Consider the following 18,487-nt stretch of genomic DNA (forward strand, 5'->3'; position numbering starts at 1 on the left):
TCCTTCGTTTTCTTCTTAATTAGTCCCTACTTTACTCTGTGTAAAGCTCTATCATAAAGATGATAGATTCTATCGCAAGATTGCGCTATATCCTGATCGTGAGTAGCAAGAACAAGCGCACCTTTATGTGTGCGGATATACTCAAACATAATCTCCATTACACGAGTAGCAGTTTGTTTATCAAGGTTACCTGTTGGTTCATCGGCAAAAATAATCTTTGGTTTTTTGGTAAGCACACGAGCAATAGAAAGTCTCTGCTGTTGCCCACCACTAAGCTGTCCTATGGGCTGATGAACAACTTTTGCAATATCAAAGGATTCTAAAATTTCTTTATCAATGCTCTCCCCAGAGAGAATCGAAGCTACCTTGAGATTTTCTATACCACTAAAACCACGAAAAAGATAATGCGCTTGAAATACAATACCTAACTGCAATCGCCTTAAAGAAAGCTGTTCTTTAGCACTTAGGGCATAAATATCATTAATGCCAAGCAATGAGACGCGTCCTTTTTTTGGAGGAAGCAGAGTAGAGAGATTATTTAAAATTGTAGATTTACCGCTACCGCTTACGCCCAAAATAGCAATACTTTCGCCCTCATTAACTGATAAGCTAAGATTCTCATAAAGCAAAGTTTCAAAATGATGTGTGAGGTTATGCGCATCAAGCAAGGGATTCATAGTTATCCTTTTATAAATATAACACTGAGGGTATTTTATCATAAAAATTTAATACTCCTTTGTGCGCTTAAGTTAAGAGTAAGTATTATTTTGTTTAATATTTTCTATTTTTATTTTGATAAAATTATGTTTGTCAAAGATTCTGGTTTAAGAATCTTTACTATTTATACTGATAAAAGGAGTAATTATGAAGAAGTTTGCATTTATGTGTGCAATAAGCGCACTTTTTAGCACATCACTTATGGCAGAGCCTTATATAGTTGATGCGGGACATTCATCGGTAGGTTTTAGCGTAAAACATTTATCTATCAGTAATGTCAAAGGGAGTCTTGATAAATTTAGTGGCACACTTGATATTGAGGGTAAAACTATCAAGGCTTTAGAGGGTGAAGCGCAAGTGCTTTCAATCAACACAAATGACAAAGCACGTGATAAACACCTCAATGCACCTGATTTCTTTGATTCAAAGAAGTTTCCTAAGGCTACTTTATCATTAATCAAACATAATGGCAAAAAGCTTGAAGCAAACCTTACAATGAGAGATATTACTAAAAAAGTAGTCTTTGACGTTGTGCTTAATGGTCCTGTGAAAAATCCTAGAAGTGGCAAGGATATAGTTGCTCTTACTCTTGATGGCAAAATTAATAGAAAAGATTTTGGCATCGGTGTCGATACAGCAAATGCGATGGTGAGCGACAATGTTGATGTAAAAATTGAAATTGAAGCTTCAGCAAAATAATCCACTACATTCTCTATTGAAACATCAATAGAGAATCTTCTTTCTATCTTTATAAAATAAGTCTCAATTACAAATATTAAGATTTTTTACAAAAAGAAGAATCGTGTCTTGCTCTGCACAATCTTGTGAAGACAAAGTATAAGAATAATGCTTTGTTATTTTTATATTAAATCACAAATGACTTTAAAGCTTTGAGGATTAAGTTTGAGTATCTCGCTTACTTTTAAATTTTTATGTCTATTGTTATCATTTTTTGTTCCTTCTAATTTTTTCATTTTAAAAAAATCTCAAAAAATGATAATACTAAACCCTAGCACAACGACTATAAGTGTATTTACTTCAAAAATACATTGCAATACGAATGAGCCTCAGCCCTTATAATTATTGTAGTAAAGAAGAAACTCCCTCTTTGGATAGGAGGGAGTTATAAGACTAAGAAGATTAATGCACTTCGCTCCAAACGCGACGTTTCCAAAGGTATGCAAGCACACTCATCACACCAAAGAAAATCATAATATACACGCCTAAGCTTTCACGTTCTTCCTTTTTAGAATCTCCAATAGATTCTATATAAGCAACAACACGTTCTTGTGCCTCTTGTGTCAATCCTACTCGTGGCATAGAAAGCCCCACTGGCATAACACCAAGCTCTTTGGCAAGATTACTATAATCTCGCTCATCTTGCCATTCGCTTCTTTTGTCATTAGGCGGAAGCGATCCCTCTTTGTTGATGATAGCATCTTGAATAGCCTTATAAGATACCTTTTGAGGGTCATTAATAAAATACTCCAAATAATGCGCACCTTTACTGCGAATCATTGTTGAAAGGTCAGGAGCAGCAGAACCAAGATATACACTCAAACTCTCGGGCGAAGTTGAAGCTTTAGTATTGTCATATTTCATAGTATGACAACGAGAACAAGCGTTGAGAAAAACTGCTTTGTTTGTAAGATTTTCTTCAAGCTTGGCAATTTCATTTTGCTTTTGTCCTTCAGAGAGACTTGACTTTTCAATATTTTCTTTTTTGCCAATGAACTCTTCAGATTCTAAGACTTGCTTTTTCAGCGCAATAGAACCCACTGATTTGAGATAAGCAACCATATCAGCAACTTCTTGTTTGCTATCTTCTTCTCCAAAATACTGCGTCATTGGAAAATCACCATCAGGAAATTTATGTGCCAAGTGGAGAGCATTCGCAGGGTCTAAAATAAGATTTGCTAAAAATTTATCATTATAAATTGCCCCAGCAGTAGATAAATCAGGTGTGAAGATGGTTGCTTCTTTACCATCTCGCACATATACCGCCATCTCACCTCCTGCAATACCAACATCTTTAAGTGTATGGCAAGCTGTGCAGTTTCCTTCTATAAGCGCTTTACCACGTTGTGCATTGCCTTTGGATACATCAATCTCCTCTAAATCTTTGAATGCAAAATCAGCTTTTGCAACTTCAGGGTGGAAAGTCGCGTGAGCAAGAGGCTCTACACCCCAATATAGCACACCCACAATTACCACAATAATGGCTAGAATCTTAATCTCTTTCATCTTAGTGTGCTCCTTTCTTATTTTCAAATAATGTTACAAGTGGCAATGCAATAAATACAAGGAACAAGAATCCAATAGATGCTACAAAGCCAATAAAGTTATTTGCACCTTCTGGTGGAAGCTTACCAAAGATAGTAAGCACTATCATATCTACTATAAGAAGACAAAACCACAAGAGATACCCAGGACGTCTGTGTGCTGGAGCAACAACAGAACTTCTATCTAGCCAAGGCAAAAATAAAAATGCTACTTGTGCAATACCAAAAGCAGCTAAACCGAGGTCGGCACTAAAGAAAAATCCTCGCAATACTTCATAGCTCCATAAGAAATACCACTCAGGATAAATATGTGCAGGCGTTTTCATATTATTTGCTGGGTCAAAATTGATAGGGTCCATTGCAAAATCAAAGTGGAAACATACAAGATAGAAAAAGCCTATCATAAAGAGGCACACAACAAAAATATCTTTAGAGAGAAATACAGGCCAAAATGGTATTACTTTGGATTCTTTCTTTCTACCTTCTTCATATTTTTTTGCTTCGGTTTCATAATCAATATGCTCTCCATCTTCATTATTCACGTGAGGCATTCTTAAAGTATAAAAATGCAGCGCAATTACACCAAGAATCACAATTGGCAAAAGGCATACGTGGAGCATAAAAAATCTTGTTAATGTAGAATCTGCCACAACGAAATTACCGCGCACCCACTCAACAACATCAGGTCCAATCACAGGAATACCACCAAAGAGGTTTGTAATAACTGCAGCAGCCCAATAGCTCATCTGTCCCCAAGGAAGCATATATCCACTAAATGCCTCTGCGGAGAAAAGCACAAAAATGAGCATACCGCCAATCCATACCATCTCACGTCCTCTTTTGAATGAACCATAATAAATGGCTACAAACATATGAATGTAGATAATAAGAAATATCATACTCGCAGCTACTGCGTGAATATGCCGCCATAACCAACCAAATGCTACTTCACTCATAATTGTATGATTGACACTATCAAAAGCCAAATTTACATCGGGCTTATAATACATCAAAAGAAAAAATCCAGACACCACAAGCAACGAGAATAGCGTGAGCAATACTACACCCATAGCCCATAGGAAGTTGATGTTTTTTGGAATCCAATATTTTGTCATCATCACTTCCAATAATTTCTTGATAACAAGGCGTTGGTCTAGCCAATCCACCAAGCCTTCAGCTTTTTTCACTTCCATATCTTCTCCTTATGCCTTTTTCGCTTCAAGCAAGGCTTTGTATTCTTGCCCTTCCTCACCTAGCACCATTTTAGTCCCATCAATCTTAAAAGGTGGAATATCCATAGGGCGAGGTGGTGGAGTGCCAGCTTCATTAACACCTGAAGCATCAAATCGCCCCCCGTGGCACGCACAAGCAAATTCTTGAGCAGCCTGATTAAAGCTAGGAATACAACCCAAATGAGTGCAGATTTGAATCCCCACTGTATATACTGCACCATTAACTTCAAAATCTCGTCCCTGCGTTTTTTGACTTCCAGCAGTTTTCTTGAGGATATATACAGGTTTTCCCCTCCACTCCACCGTTTGAAGCACTCCTTCTTGTAGAGCACTTAAATCAAATGTCGTAAAACCAGCCGAGACAACACTAGGTAGCGGGTCCCAAGAGCGTTTCATTGCATACAGAGATGCCACAGCACCCACAGCAGCAACACCGCCTAGAGCCATTCCTAGAAAATCGCGTCTTTTTGTGTCTTGCATCTTTTCTCCTTTCACTAATTTGAAGTATTAAAAACTATATATCGTATGCAAAAAAGGCTTAAATGTTGTTTATTCTTGTTAAAATTTTTGTTTATTTTTAGAGTATATTATAATTACGATACGAGATGATAAAAATTTTAAGGTATAGAAATGAAACATTTTGTGAATCCTTGCATACATTTTATTCAAAAGCAACTTCAAGAACGAGGTTTTAAGAAAGTAGTATTAGGCTTAAGTGGTGGTATAGATTCTGCAGTAGTGGCTACTTTGGCTACTTTAGCCTTAGGGAGCGAAAATGTGCGAGCTCTTCTTATGCCCTCTCTTAGTTCTAATGAGGAACACTTTAATGATGCTTTCAATCTTGCTCATAATCTTGAACTTGAAAGCAAAATTATCCAGCTTGCCCCATTTCAAGAGAATTTTGCAAAGCAAGAAGGTATGGATTTGAGCGGAAAATATATGGAAAAGCTTGATATGAATCAAAAAATGCGTATGGGCAATTTTTGCGCAAGAATCCGTATGACTATGCTTTATGATTGCGCAAGTGCAGACAATGCCCTTGTATTAGGAACAAGCAATAAAAGTGAGATTCTATTAGGTTATGGCACAATATTTGGAGATTTAGCATACGCTATAAATCCTATTGGTGGGCTATATAAAACACAAATTTTTGCTTTCGCGCGAGCACTTAATGTGCCACAAGAGATTATTGCCAAAAAACCAAGTGCAGATTTATTCGCTAATCAAAGTGATGAAACCGATTTGGGATATAATTATGCGGACATTGATACATTCTTAGAAGCATTTGAGAAACTAGGAGGTGTTGAAGCTACACAAAATAAAGAACGAGAGCATATCAAAGAAAAACTTAAAAATGCAGGATTTGAATGCAATATGATAGAATCTCTAAGCACTCGTGTATGGAATAACACCTTTAAGCGCACTAAGCCAACCATATTAGAATATAAAGTTTAAGGAGAATGTATGCGATGGATTGATGCATATTTTTATCAGCCAAATTTTACCCAAAAGCTTGTGAGTTTTGCGCTTTTGCCTTTATCATTGCTTTATGGAATCGGTTCTACTATGAGACGAAAATTAGCAAGATTCTATGATTTTGGCATACCTATTGTGAGTGTAGGGAATCTCATTGCTGGTGGCAGTGGCAAAACTCCTTTTATTATTGAAGTGGCAAAAACGTATGAACGTGCGGTAGTAATATCTAGGGGTTATAAACGCACATCAAAAGGTCTTGTTCTCGTTAGTGAATGGGGCAATATCCAAGTCTCACAAGAAGAGGCTGGAGATGAGCCTTACCTCATCGCGAGAGAACTCAAAAATGCAAGTGTAATTGTGTGCAAAAATAGAATCCAAGCCATAGAAAAAGCAAAACAAATAGGCGCAAAAGTCATATTTTTAGACGATGGTTTCCGCTTCAAATTTGCCAAGCTCAATATCGTGCTTGAACCATTGCTTAAACCCTATTTTACTTTTTGCTTGCCAAGTGGGATTTATCGCGAGCTACCAAATGCCCTTAAAGAAGCGGATTTAATTGTGCGTGAAGGAATAGACTATACACGAGAGGTGCAAATAGAATCTCCAAGTGAGCGTATGCTGCTGCTCACGGCTATTGCTAATCCTTCAAGGCTTGATGCGTTTTTGCCCTCTGTGGTAGGGAAAATCACACTTGCTGACCACGCACAATTTGATAAAGATGCTTTACAAAAGGCAATGCAAGAATATAATGCTTCATCTTTGCTTGTAACAAGCAAAGATGAAGTCAAGCTACTCCACAGCAACTTAAAATTAAGCGTGATGAGATTAGAACTTAAAATAAATCCTCAAGTGTTAGAACATATTAAAGCATATGTAGAAAAATTTAAGTAATATTTTGTTTAAAATATTAAGGAGAAAAAATGAAACTACAAAAAGGGGATAAAGCACCACAATTTAGGCTTAAAAATGCTGATGAGATAGAAATCTCTTTACAAGATTTGCTCACAAAACGCGTGGTAGTATATTTTTATCCCAAAGACAATACGCCCGGTTGCACGATTGAAGCAGAAGAATTTAGCACTCTATTAGAAAAATTTGAAGCAAAAGATACCATCATAGTAGGCATAAGCCCTGATAGTCCCAAATGTCATCAAAACTTTATCAACAAAAAAGCACTCAAAATCTTGCTCCTTAGCGATACTGATAAAAGTATTGCAAGCGCTTATGGTGCGTATGGCACAAAAATGATGTATGGAAAAGAAGTGCAAGGCATTATCCGTAGCACCTTTGTAATTGAACGCAATGGCATCATCAAAGAGAGTTTTTATAATGTCCGTGCCAAAGGACACGCACAAAAGGTATTAGAAAGTTTAGATTAGAGCTAGCTCTAATAAGATTCTATAATTTCTCATTTTATAGAATCTTTGTCTTTGTTATTTCTTTATAGGTCTCAAAGACATCGCCCACTTTAATATCGTTATGGTTTTCAAGCATAATGCCGCATTCATATCCTTTAGAAACTTCTTTAGCATCATCTTTAAATCTCTTGAGTGAGCTAATAGCACCTGTATGCACCACTACACCATCACGGATAAGCCGCACCTTAATACCACGCTGAATGCTTCCATCAACAACCATACACCCAGCAATCGTGCCAACTTTAGGAATATTAAACGTCTCGCGCACTTCAGCCTGTCCTGTATTTTCCTCTTCAACAATAGGAGACATAAGCCCGCTAAGCAATGCTTTTATATCATCAAGCAAGGCATAAATAATAGAGTAAGTCTTAATTTCTACACCCAATTCTTTAGCTTTTGCTTTTACGCTTCCGGTAGGGCGGACATTAAAGCCTAAAATCAAGCTATTTGTGCTTGTAGCACAAAGTGTAATATCACTCTCACTAATGCCTCCTACGCCAAAACCAATAATATTTATACGCACTTCATCATTACTTAGTTTTTCTAAACTCGCTTTAATCGCTTCAAGACTGCCTTGAGTATCAGCCTTGATAATGAGAGGCAAAGTTTTGAGATTGCCTTGAGCAACCATTTCTCCAAGCTCATCAAAAGTAACTTTGGTGGATTTACTCAATTCCTTTTGTCGTAAATACAATGCACGTTTTTGCGCGTGTTCTCTTGCAATAGTGTCATTTTCAACACTCTGAAAGATAGCTCCTGCACTAGGCACTTCAGAAAGTCCTGTAACTACTGCCACCCCAGAGGGTGAGAGCTGCGAGATATTTTGTCCCCTATCATCAAGCAATGCTCGTACTCGCCCAAAAGCCGTATCAGCCACAACAGAATCCCCAACATTTAAAATCCCTTGTTGCATAATAATAGTTGCCACTGGTCCTCGTCCCTTTTCCAAACTTGCCTCAAGCACAATCGCCTTTGCTCTGCCCTGATGAGATGCTTTAAGTTCTAATACTTCAGCTTGAATAAGAATCGTCTCAAGCAAATTCTCTACACCATCACCATTTTTGGCAGAAATAGGAATAAATTCATATTCTCCTCCCCATTCATTAGGTGTAAAGCCAATTTCAGCGCATTCAGCCTTAAGTTTGTCTGGATTTGCATTTTCTTTATCCATTTTATTCATTGCGATAATAATTTGGACATTCGCAGCCTTAGCGTGATTAAGAGCTTCAATAGTTTGCTGCTTGACACCATCATCTGCAGCAATTACAATAATAGCAATATCAGTTACCTGCGCACCTCTACTTCGCATTTGTGTGAAAGCTTCGTGTCCGGGCGTGTCAATAAAGCTGATTTTCTTGCCATTTTTTTCCACCATATATGCACCTATATGCTGCGTAATCCCTCCAGCCTCACCACTTGCTATACGCGAGTTGCGGATATAATCAAGCAGTGAAGTTTTTCCGTGATCAACGTGTCCCATAATTGTAACCACAGGCGGACGCTCAAGCAATGGAGAATCTATATCGGGAGTAGATTCTATAATATTTTGCTCAGGAGCATCTTGGATAGAAATTTCAAGCTCAAATTCATCGCTCAAAATTTCAATCGCATCGCGGTCTAAAAAATCATTTTTTGTCGCCATTACACCAAGATTAAAAAGCACTTTAATAACATCTTTTAATTCGGCTTTAATGAGTTCTGCAAATTCATATACACGAATTTCTTCAGGAATAGAAATAGGACCTTTTATCTTATCAACATTTTTTGTCGTTTTTATAGGTTTGCGTCGTTTTCCTCCGCGTTTGATACTTCCTTCGTTCATCCACGGATTTTTACGATGAATATGTACTCGTTCAGTAATAGCTTGACGAATCTGATTCTCTTCCTCTTCATCTCGCACCTCACGCTCATTTAAATCAAAAAGCATAATTTCATCTTGTTCATCATCATAATCTGAATGAAAAGAAATATCCCTATCATCTAAAATATGTATTTTTTGGTCCGTATGTTTGGTGGCAACTTTAGGTTTTGATTTATCTTTTTTGTGTCTTTTATATTCCTCATCAGCAGTATCAGCAAGAAGTTCTTTGTAGCTTGGAGCGTGCTTTTTGCTTTCATCTTTTTTAGACACCATACTTGGCTGCTCTTGTGGAGTATCATTTTTGCGCACAATACGTAGCCCAACTTTTGCTTTTGTTTCAAGAGGTGCAGTCATATCATTTGATTCTACTTTTTTTGAAGCACGTTTACTTTGAGGTGCTTGAGCGGGGAACTGAGCGTCATCTTGTTCTATCTCATTTTGCTCACCCTTATCTTTTTGTTTTTCTGATGTTGTTTTTTTAGCAGTTTTTGGAGCTTTGGTAGTGGTAGTCTTCTTTATCTCTTTTTCTTTTGCAGCACTTTGTGAAGTTTTTGTGGTTGCTTTTTTGGGTTTTTTTGTCTCTTTTTTATCTTTTGTTTTATTTGCAGGGATATAAGAATTCACACCCGTATTTATATACTCAAAAAGTGCAGCAGCCTCCTCTTGTGTCAAAGAGCTTGAAGGCGTTTTTACGCTTAATCCCATTTCTTTAGCTTTCTCATAAGCAAATTTTGCCTCTTTGCCAAATTCTTTTGCAAAATCTGATAATCTTATTTTTTCCATAGATTCCATATCTCCTTTAAGGTTGAAGCGTGATGCTCGCTTGGCTTTAATTTATTCATTTTAATGATAACTTGAAGTGTTTTAGGTTGCCCTAGGCATTCCTCACATACATAAAAACTTCTTCCTCTTCCACTAAACTGACACACAGAGTAGCCATTACTTTGCAATCTTAAAAGCTCCTTTTGATAAAATCTCTTGCGACATTTAACACACATACGCATTTGTTTGGGTTGTTTCATAGCATTATACCTAAAGTTTCTATGATTCTATCAGGGTTGCCCCGATATTGTCAAATTCAAGCTCAATCACACGAAATTTTGGAAAATGCTTTTGCAAAATATGTGCTAAATTCCCACTATCATCGCAATAACAAATATTTAAGAATGACGAACCACTTCCAGAGAGTGTCGATAAAAGTGCTCCATTTTCAAGGGCAATCTTTTGCACATTAAAAAGTGCAGGAATATTTTTCATACGCAATTCTTGATGGAATCTATCCTGACTAGCAACACGCAATAGTTCCCATTTATGCGTGATAAATGCTGCGCTCAACATACAAGCGTGCGAAAGATTAAATACTGCATCTTTTGTGCTATACTTCTTAGGAAGTGATCGGCGTGAAAATTTCGTTGAAATAGCTACATTGGGAATTACTACTACGGCTTTAATGTCTGTAGGCAAGAGTGCTTGAACATTGATAACTTGCTCTTTTGTTTTAAGCGAGGAATCAAGCATACTTACATTAAATCCTCCATAGAGTGCAGGTGTAATATTATCTGGGTGATTCTCATAAGAAAGTGCAAGCTGGAGAATCTCGGACTTATTGATTGGCTTTTGCATAATGTGATACGCACCTACAATCGCACCTACAATCACTGCAGAACTTGAGCCAAGCCCACGTGATATAGGTATAGCATTATGAAAACTAAACTTAAAAGGCTGCATAGGATAATTATGAAGAGCCAAAATCTCATTAAAAATTTTAATAAAAACATTATCTATGCGAAGTTTAGGGCGGTCTTCGCCTTCTCCAGAAATATGGATACTGCTTAGCTTTGAGGGTGTAATACTAAAAGTATTATGTAATTTAAGTGCTAAACCCAAAGTATCAAAACCGGGTCCAAGATTAGCGCTTGTAGCAGGAACAGAAATAACCACGATTACTCCATAGCATAAAGTCAAAAGTTAATTATAATGTGTTTTTAATTGATTTTTCTTTAGTTTTTAAAGAATCTTCACGGAAGCAAGGACTGCACTGATTCTATCCATTAGAGCTAAATGGGAGGGAGAATATAAAGGGGTTGAGTATGTGCGTGAAATCGTGCTATATCAAGTGTTTTTGGGAGGAAGAGAGAAGCATTTTTGGGAGCTATATTATGGGCAAGAGAAATGTTTCCATTACAATCACAATAAAAATAAGTGGTGCCAAAAGCTTTGATATAAGAATCACTTGTAAAATAAAAACTTGAAGTGGCAAAAAGCTTTATATCATATATCATTGCGAGGGTATGAAGAAAAATATGCGTGAGTTTGAGCGCAGTAAAACTTCCGGGTCCGTTAGCATAATAAATAGATTCTATTTTCGTATCACGATACATTGCATTTTGTTTGGGCGTTGGGAGCAAAGATTCAAAGATACGAGGAAGTGCGATAAGGGGCAAATCATCACTTACCATTTCTTTAATTAATATATTATTTTCATAAAGCCCACATTTTATAGGCAAACCTATACTCACAAGGGCAATGCTGATATGTCGCATATAATTGTGCCTTATAATATCGCACGGCTAAGGTTAATGCTGCTCGTGCAAAAAAGCGTAATCAAGAGCTGCTTCCTCAACCTTATCTTCAAGGCTTACAACCTCATAAGCCTTTTCATCACTCAAAATCTGTTTTGTAAGGAGATGATTAAGCTTATGACTTCCCGCAAAAGATATATAACTGCCAAGTAAAGGCATACCAAGCAATGCCATATCACCAATAGCATCAAGGATTTTATGTCGCACAAATTCTTCTTTGTATCGCAAACCTTCTTTATTGAGAATACTGCTCTCATCAAGCACAATACAATTACTTAAATCCCCGCCCTTTGCTAAGCCTTTAGAACGCAAATAATTTACCTCGTGTAAAAAGCCAAATGTCCTTGCGCGAGCAATTTCTTCTTTATAAGCCTGAGTGCTAAAAGTGAATTTATAGTGTTGCTGACGAATGACAGGGTGATTAAAATCAATTTTAAAATCAAAAATTGTCCTCTCACTTGGCTCAACACGCACAAATTTTTTCTCATCTACAATCTCAATAGATTTTTTTATTACGATGGCTTTTTTAGGCGCATTTTGTGCAACAATACCAGCTTCCTCAAGCAACATACAATATCCTATTGCACTTCCATCCATAATAGGCACTTCCTCATTATCAAGCGAGATTCTAATATTATCAATGCCATAGGCGTGAATAGCGGAAAGCAAATGTTCAATGGTAGAAATCTTTGCTTCACCCTTAGCAATGACGGTTGCCATAGTAGTATCAATGACATTTTCAGCCTTAAACTCAATACTCACACCCAAATCAGAACGATAAAATACTATACCGCTATCCACCTCCAAAGGTTCAAGCTCCATTTTTACAGGCACACCTTTATGTAAGCCAATCCCTACAAGCTCAACTTTATTTTTAATGGTCTTTTGCTTCATACTAAATCCTTTACGCATATATCATCGTCTTTTTTAAAAATTATTTTGAATAATGCACTGCTTTGGTTAATCTTATGTAAAAAATGTTCATCAAGAAGTGCATCTTGAAATAAAATTGCAGGAGCAAGAATCTTGGTGCAGATAATATAATCGCCTTGAGATTCTATACTGCCACTACACTCACTTAGCAAAAGCAAATTTCCTTCCGCAATAATCCGAGCGCCGCTATTGACTTGAGATTGCACTACAATATCGCCATTATGATAAATTTCCTCACCACTGCGGACAACCTTCTGAACAAAAAGTGTGCGGGAAGAAGTATGCGCAGTTTGCACATCAGAAAAACTAGGTTGAGCGGGTATGTCAGAATCTTTACGCGTGAGATAAATGTGCGCCATATCACTTAAATGAGCAAAACTTAAATTATGCTCTTGTAAGAATGCTTGGAGCTGTGGGTCAATCTCATCTCTAAAGCCAAGTGTATGACGTTGCAAAAGAGGGAGGTGTTTTGTAATAAAATCAATATATTCCTGTATGCTCCCTCCTGCTTCAAATTCAAACAATCGTAAGGTATGTTGCCGAGTTTTAATCATACTGCCTAACTTCTTAATGCGCTGAATGTTTTGCCTGATAATATGCTCGTGTTTTAGCTAAAACACTAATAATATTATCATCAACCCACTTTTGGTCTAACCACTCACTTAAACGAACAAAATGCCCTTGCACTAAAATACTAAAATGCAAATGGTCTCCAAATGCCCAACCTGTCATACCTGTGTTGCCAATCTGTTGCCCTACATTTACCTCATCACTCACATCAACGTGGCTATCTGACATATGTGAATAAAGTGATGAAACACCAAATCCGTGATAAATTAAAAGCGTATCGCCATAAAGCCCAAGACGACTTTTAAGCAATACAACACCTTTATTGCTTGCGATAATGGGAGCATTTTTGACACTTGCTACATCAATACCTAAATGAATAGCTTCACTAATTTTGTTTTTATTGAGATAATAAGTGCGATAATCCCCAAAACTCCCTACGAGTTTTGAACCCTTAAGTGGCACAAAGGCTCGAAAAGATTCATCAATGTAGCCATCATCTGAAATCAAATCATTACAAGCTTTTAAGATTCTATTTTCATCTTCCTTGCGTATATCCTCATTAAAAAACACAAACCGCTCAACATCATCATTAAAATCCCTATGGAGTTTTTTATCAATGCGTCCAAGAAGTTCGTTTAACTTACCCTGAAGGAAGCTTTCTTCTATTCTGATATTAGAATGATAATAAGCAACATTAATATTACGCATAAGAGTAATGTTTTGTTTTGTAATATTGCCTGCTTTGTCTGTGGCAATAATTTGAGCATTAAAAAATTTATTTTTTAGAGGCCACGCAATAATCCCTACATAAATATCATTATCAAGATATTTAAAAAGCTTAAAATCATCAGTGCCATTATTAATATGCACATCTTGTAATGCCATATCCTTGATTTCAAATGCTACAATCGCACTCCCTCCACGGGCAATTTGATACGATGATGCAATAGGTATGACACTGGGAGGAGTCGTATCTACCACGAGATTGAGCTCAACTTTGGCAGTATTGCCACTAAAAAAATGTGAATTACTCCAATCTGTTACAGCAATTTTATATTGAAGCGTTGCCCCATTTTTAAGCAAAGTGGAAGGCTTTGGCAAAGAAATTTTGATAGATTTTGGTTTGTTTAAAATAATTTCTTTCTCATCACTCAAAATCTCCCCATCAAATATCACTTGCACCCGATAATGCCTAATGCCACTTTCATCATCAAATTTCACCACCATCTCATCTTGAAGATTCCAATGCGTTGGAAGATCTTGTCCTTGCATATTCAAACGTGGCTCTTGTGTTTCAAAGATGATAGAAGTAAAGGCGATAATCCCCACAATAACAAGTGTCATAATACCTAAACTTGCCAATATTAACCGCTTATTACCCATACTCGTGCCTTTTTTGGATTAATTAAAGAATATAAGGTTTTATTATATCATAAAGTCTTATATTTGACGCTCTTTAGCTACTTTCTCCCCTGCAATTTCAAGAATCTTACTCATTTTTTTCTTACCTTCACGCTCTTCAAGATATGCTACCTCACTTAACACCTGTCCTACCGCAGCAAAAAGGTCGTGAGGTATAACTTGATTTAAATCCAACTGCCGATAAAGTTCGCGTGCAAGCGGTGGATTCTCAATGATTTTAATATCATATTCCCTTGCTATACTTTTAATTCGTATAGCAAGCTCATCAATGCCTTTTGCCACTAATATCGGAGGCATACCTTGAGCAATCTCTTTTTCACTATAACGCAATGCCACAGCATAATGTGTAGGGTTAGTAATAACAACTGAGGCAGAGGGAATTTCTTGCATCATACGATTACTTGCAATTTTTTGTTGCATTTGACGAATCTTAGCCTTCACCTCCGGGCTTTGTTCATATTGCTTGTATTCATCTTTGACTTCTTTAATGCTCATTTTGAGACTTTTAATGTATTGATAACGTTTAATGAGATAATCACTTACTGCCATAATAAAAAACAAAATTAATAACACTCCAATAAGAATAAGTGCCTTTTGTCTAAACCACATAATTTGTCCATACAATCCACTCATAGACACACTAGGAAGCTCATTAAAAAAACTTACAAACACAGCAAACCCGACAATAAAAGCTACAAATACCTTTAATGTAATCATAAAGCCATCAAGAATCTTTTTAAGAGAAATAACATTTTTAATGCCCGTTATAGGGTTAATTTTAGATATTTTAGGTTTAATAGCCTTAGGCGATAGAAGTAACCCAAATTGTGCAATATTTGCAATAACCCCCGTAATCATCAACACAAGAAAAAGTGGTGCGAGCATAAAAAAAACTTCAAGTCCAATACTTAGCATTAGATTACCCAATAAACGCCTATCTACATCAAGTATAATAAGCTTATTAATATGGTGAAAGATTCTTTGAGCGCATTCAATCCAAAAAGGTATGAGCAAAAACATCAAACCTAACCCTACAAGCAAAATAAAAAAACCAGCAAGTTCAGGGCTTTTACTGACATTGCCCTCTTCACGAGCCTTTTGAATCTTATGCGCCGATGGGGCTTGGGTTTTTTCTTCATCAGCCATAATTTATTCCATATTCTCATAAAGTTTTAAGGCATTATAATAATCGTCCATTGTATTGATATTAAAGCATTCCTTTTCTGTTGCAAGGACACTTTGATGTGGGTGAGATTCTATAATGCGGTGCAGAGCATAACTTTTAGACTTATATGCCCATATAAGTGCATCAAGCATAGATTTGTGCCATTTAGAAATAAGATAATGCGCCTTATCGGCACTTTGTGCGTAAGTAATAGGTGCATTTGAATCTGCGAGTTGTCGCAAAGTCTCTCCACGCACAAAAGGCGTATCCACACTAACAAAGAGTATTTCTTGGGTTTTAAGCTTCTCAAAGGCATTTATCATTCCGATGATGGGTGCATAAATGCGACTTCTTTCAATCAAAAATGGCGCATCAAAGGTGAATTTCTTTTTATCTTTGGTGCTAATATATACTTTTTCACATATTTTGCTTAAGTGCGTAAATACCCACTGGCTTAGATTTTCCTTCCCAAAAGCGACTTGCGTTTTATCCTCTCCTAAACGCGAACTTTTACCCCCAGCTAAAATCACGCACGGAATCATTATTTTTTGCATAAAAACCTTTCATTTTTGGTGGGCATTATATCTTATTTTGTATAATCCTAAATACTTGGGTATAAAGCAAATTTATTATTTTGGAATGGTTTAATGTTAATAGATTCTTTTTCTCGCACCATTGATTATATGCGCGTCTCTGTTACCAAAATGTGCAATTTTCGCTGTCAATATTGTATGCCTGATACACCAGAATCTTTTGTAGATGAGAGTGCGCTCCCCCTACCCAAAATGCTTGAATTTATTAAACTTGCCATTGATAATGGTATAAAAAAGATTCGCATTACAGGCGGTGAACCGCTCTTAAGAGCAGATTTAAGCGCATTTATTGCTCAAATTTATGAATACGCTCCACATATTGAACTCACACTTACAAGCAATGCTTTCTTACTTGAAAAATATGCCAAAGACCTCAAAGAAGCAGGACTTTCGCGTATTAATATTTCCTTAGATTCTCTTAAAAATGAACGTATAAAGCTTATTTCTAAACGCGATGCCTTGCCACAAATTCTAAAAGGCATTCACAAAGCTGCCGCTCTTGGGTTAGGCATTAAACTCAATATGGTGCCAATTCAAGGCGTAAATGACGACGAGATTGTTGATATGCTTCATTTTGCTGCCACTTATAGCTTTGGTATTCGTTTTATTGAATTTATGGAAAATATCCACGCAAAAGATGGCTTAAAAGGTTTGCGAAGTGCAGAGATTCTTAATATTATCAATGCCAAATATCCTACTACTTTAGAAAAAAAAGAATGCTTTGGTCCTGCAAAGCTTTATTCAATTACCTTAAAAAATAATGATTCACACTCTTTGCCAAAACAGCTCACCTTTGGCATTATCTCTCCGCACGAAGATGATTTTTGTGCGAGTTGTAATCGTATCCGCCTCACAAGTGATGGTGTGATTTGTCCTTGCTTGTATTATCAAGAGAGTGTGAATCTTAAAGATGCCATTATGCAAGGTGATAAGGAAGGTATGCAAAAACTCTTAGAACTCTCTGTGCGTAATAAACCTGAAAAAAATCAATGGGAGCAGGAAATGGAGCAACAAAACCATTCTACACGTGCGTTTTATTATACAGGCGGATAATTCTTTGCTGTGCAAACAAAGTGTGTAAATGAGATTCTAAGATTTTATACTATACAATCACTTTTATTGTATATGAAATTTATACAGGAGGAAAAATGGATTTATTGCAAAGGGCTCTAGCACAAGATACAGATTTAAGCCCAAAAGAGCTAAGCGGACTTTATGAATATGATATTTTCACACTTGGCGAAGCAGCGCACAATCTCCGCACAGAACTTTATGGCAAAAAAGTATTTTTTAATAACAATCGTCATATCAACCCAAGCAATATCTGTGCAGATGTATGTAAATTTTGTGCATTTTCCGCCTCACGCAAAAATCCTAATCCTTATTCTATGAGCATTGATGAGATTCTCGCTCAAGCACACGATGCTTATGAAAATGGTGCAAAAGAACTTCATATCGTCTCTAGCCATAATCCAAACTATACTTATGAATGGTATTTTGAGCTTTTCAAAGAAGTAAAAAAAGCTCTACCACAAGTCCATTTAAAAGCTCTTACTGCTGCAGAAGTGGATTATTTGGACAGAATCTCAAACAAAGGCTATAAAAAAGTGCTCGAAGATATGGCACAAGCAGGAGTGGATTCTATGCCTGGAGGTGGTGCTGAAATCTTTGATGAAGAAGTGCGCGCTTTTATATGCAAAGGCAAAGTGAGCTCACAAAGATGGCTTGAGATTCACACATATTGGCACACTCTAGGAAAAATGAGTAATGCAACAATGCTTTTTGGACATATAGAACAAAGAGAACATAGAATTGACCATATGCTGCGATTACGCTCTACACAAAGCGAAAGTAGCAAGGTAACAAATAAGCAAGGTGGCTTTAATGCCTTTATTCCTCTTCTTTATCAACGTGAAAATAATTTCCTTAATGTCAAAACATTTCCAAGCGGACAAGAGATTCTAAAAACAATTTCTATTGCGAGAATCTTGCTTTATAATATCCCACATATCAAAGCATATTGGGCAACTTTAGGGCTTAATCTTGCTATTGTTGCACAAGAATTTGGCGCTGATGATATGGACGGAACAATCCAATTAGAAAGTATTCAATCTGCTGCGGGAGCAAAAAGCAAAGGTGGATTAAGCAAAGAAGAACTTATCTCTCAAATTAAAGATGCCGGATTTCGTGCAATAGAGCGAGATTCTCTTTATAATGAACTTGCAGAGTGCTAAAA

At 36.7% G+C, this 18,487-nt stretch carries 19 protein-coding genes; 6 read left to right on the forward strand and 13 right to left on the reverse strand.

What is annotated here, in order from left to right:
- Positions 1 to 26: 26 nt before the first annotated feature.
- Positions 27 to 677: an ABC transporter ATP-binding protein gene (locus HH_RS04940; RefSeq protein WP_034364625.1), complete on the reverse strand. Its 651-nt coding sequence runs from the start codon at positions 675 to 677 to the stop codon at positions 27 to 29.
- A 187-nt stretch (positions 678 to 864) separates the two neighbouring features.
- On the opposite strand from HH_RS04940, the gene HH_RS04945 reads away from it, so the two are divergent.
- Positions 865 to 1,416: a YceI family protein gene (locus HH_RS04945; protein ID WP_034364628.1), complete on the forward strand. Its 552-nt coding sequence runs from the start codon at positions 865 to 867 to the stop codon at positions 1,414 to 1,416.
- A gap of 441 nt (positions 1,417 to 1,857) precedes the next feature.
- Here HH_RS04945 and HH_RS04950 read toward each other — a convergent pair whose 3' ends face one another.
- From HH_RS04950 to petA, 3 genes are read right to left on the reverse strand one after another with little or no spacing between them, the layout of a single operon-like run.
- Entirely contained in the window at positions 1,858 to 2,961 is a 1,104-nt protein-coding gene (locus HH_RS04950) for a c-type cytochrome (RefSeq protein ID WP_034364633.1), read from the reverse strand.
- Position 2,962: 1 nt separating this feature from the next.
- Complete coding sequence (locus tag HH_RS04955) at positions 2,963 to 4,192, reverse strand: cytochrome b (protein ID WP_011115846.1); 1,230 nt, start codon at positions 4,190 to 4,192, stop codon at positions 2,963 to 2,965.
- A 9-nt stretch (positions 4,193 to 4,201) separates the two neighbouring features.
- Complete coding sequence (gene petA / locus HH_RS04960) at positions 4,202 to 4,711, reverse strand: ubiquinol-cytochrome c reductase iron-sulfur subunit (protein ID WP_011115847.1); 510 nt, start codon at positions 4,709 to 4,711, stop codon at positions 4,202 to 4,204.
- A 150-nt stretch (positions 4,712 to 4,861) separates the two neighbouring features.
- Here petA and HH_RS04965 point away from each other — a divergent pair, with 150 nt between their 5' ends.
- Genes HH_RS04965 through bcp form a run of 3 tightly spaced genes read left to right on the forward strand, consistent with a single transcriptional unit; the run spans position 4,862 to position 7,086 of the window.
- Positions 4,862 to 5,686, forward strand: coding sequence for an NAD+ synthase (locus HH_RS04965; protein ID WP_011115848.1), 825 nt, complete (start codon positions 4,862 to 4,864; stop codon positions 5,684 to 5,686).
- Positions 5,687 to 5,695: 9 nt separating this feature from the next.
- Positions 5,696 to 6,598, forward strand: a complete 903-nt coding sequence (locus HH_RS04970; RefSeq protein WP_011115849.1) for a tetraacyldisaccharide 4'-kinase — start codon at positions 5,696 to 5,698, stop codon at positions 6,596 to 6,598.
- A gap of 29 nt (positions 6,599 to 6,627) precedes the next feature.
- On the forward strand, positions 6,628 to 7,086 hold the full coding sequence (bcp, locus tag HH_RS04975; protein ID WP_011115850.1) for a thioredoxin-dependent thiol peroxidase: 459 nt from the start codon (positions 6,628 to 6,630) through the stop codon (positions 7,084 to 7,086).
- Positions 7,087 to 7,120: 34 nt separating this feature from the next.
- On the opposite strand, the gene infB is transcribed toward bcp, so the two are convergent.
- The 9 genes from infB to mobA form a co-directional block, all read right to left on the reverse strand.
- Positions 7,121 to 9,769 (reverse strand): translation initiation factor IF-2, encoded by a 2,649-nt coding sequence (infB, locus tag HH_RS04980; protein WP_011115851.1) that lies wholly within the window; start codon positions 9,767 to 9,769, stop codon positions 7,121 to 7,123.
- Positions 9,757 to 10,008, reverse strand: a complete 252-nt coding sequence (locus HH_RS04985; protein ID WP_011115852.1) for a DUF448 domain-containing protein — start codon at positions 10,006 to 10,008, stop codon at positions 9,757 to 9,759. The genes infB and HH_RS04985 overlap by 13 nt, the downstream gene beginning before the upstream one ends.
- A gap of 19 nt (positions 10,009 to 10,027) precedes the next feature.
- Complete coding sequence (gene thrB / locus HH_RS04990; RefSeq protein WP_011115853.1) at positions 10,028 to 10,927, reverse strand: homoserine kinase; 900 nt, start codon at positions 10,925 to 10,927, stop codon at positions 10,028 to 10,030.
- A 116-nt stretch (positions 10,928 to 11,043) separates the two neighbouring features.
- Complete coding sequence (locus tag HH_RS04995; RefSeq protein WP_011115854.1) at positions 11,044 to 11,529, reverse strand: hypothetical protein; 486 nt, start codon at positions 11,527 to 11,529, stop codon at positions 11,044 to 11,046.
- Positions 11,530 to 11,562: 33 nt separating this feature from the next.
- A complete protein-coding gene (lpxC, locus tag HH_RS05000) occupies positions 11,563 to 12,462 on the reverse strand; it encodes a UDP-3-O-acyl-N-acetylglucosamine deacetylase (RefSeq protein ID WP_011115855.1) in 900 nt (299 codons plus the stop codon).
- Positions 12,459 to 13,055 carry a septum site-determining protein MinC gene (minC, locus tag HH_RS05005; protein WP_011115856.1) on the reverse strand — a complete coding sequence of 199 codons (597 nt, stop codon included), beginning with the start codon at positions 13,053 to 13,055 and terminating at the stop codon, positions 12,459 to 12,461. The genes lpxC and minC overlap by 4 nt, the downstream gene beginning before the upstream one ends.
- Positions 13,056 to 13,068: 13 nt before the next feature.
- On the reverse strand, positions 13,069 to 14,454 hold the full coding sequence (locus HH_RS05010) for a M23 family metallopeptidase (RefSeq protein ID WP_011115857.1): 1,386 nt from the start codon (positions 14,452 to 14,454) through the stop codon (positions 13,069 to 13,071).
- 57 nt (positions 14,455 to 14,511) lie between these two features.
- Positions 14,512 to 15,639, reverse strand: coding sequence for a flagellar biosynthesis protein FlhB (flhB, locus tag HH_RS05015; RefSeq protein ID WP_011115858.1), 1,128 nt, complete (start codon positions 15,637 to 15,639; stop codon positions 14,512 to 14,514).
- 3 nt (positions 15,640 to 15,642) lie between these two features.
- Positions 15,643 to 16,212 (reverse strand): molybdenum cofactor guanylyltransferase MobA, encoded by a 570-nt coding sequence (gene mobA, locus HH_RS05020; protein ID WP_011115859.1) that lies wholly within the window; start codon positions 16,210 to 16,212, stop codon positions 15,643 to 15,645.
- A 93-nt stretch (positions 16,213 to 16,305) separates the two neighbouring features.
- Between mobA and moaA the strand changes: the two genes are divergently transcribed.
- The gene (gene moaA / locus HH_RS05025; protein ID WP_011115860.1) at positions 16,306 to 17,304 is read left to right on the forward strand and encodes a GTP 3',8-cyclase MoaA; all 999 of its coding nucleotides are present in this window, start codon (positions 16,306 to 16,308) and stop codon (positions 17,302 to 17,304) included.
- Between the two features lie 95 nt (positions 17,305 to 17,399).
- Entirely contained in the window at positions 17,400 to 18,485 is a 1,086-nt protein-coding gene (gene mqnE, locus HH_RS05030) for an aminofutalosine synthase MqnE (protein WP_011115861.1), read from the forward strand.
- Positions 18,486 to 18,487: the final 2 nt, after the last annotated feature.

Origin of the sequence: Helicobacter hepaticus ATCC 51449 (genome assembly GCF_000007905.1) — a bacterium.
GTDB classification, from domain to species: domain Bacteria; phylum Campylobacterota; class Campylobacteria; order Campylobacterales; family Helicobacteraceae; genus Helicobacter_C; species Helicobacter_C hepaticus.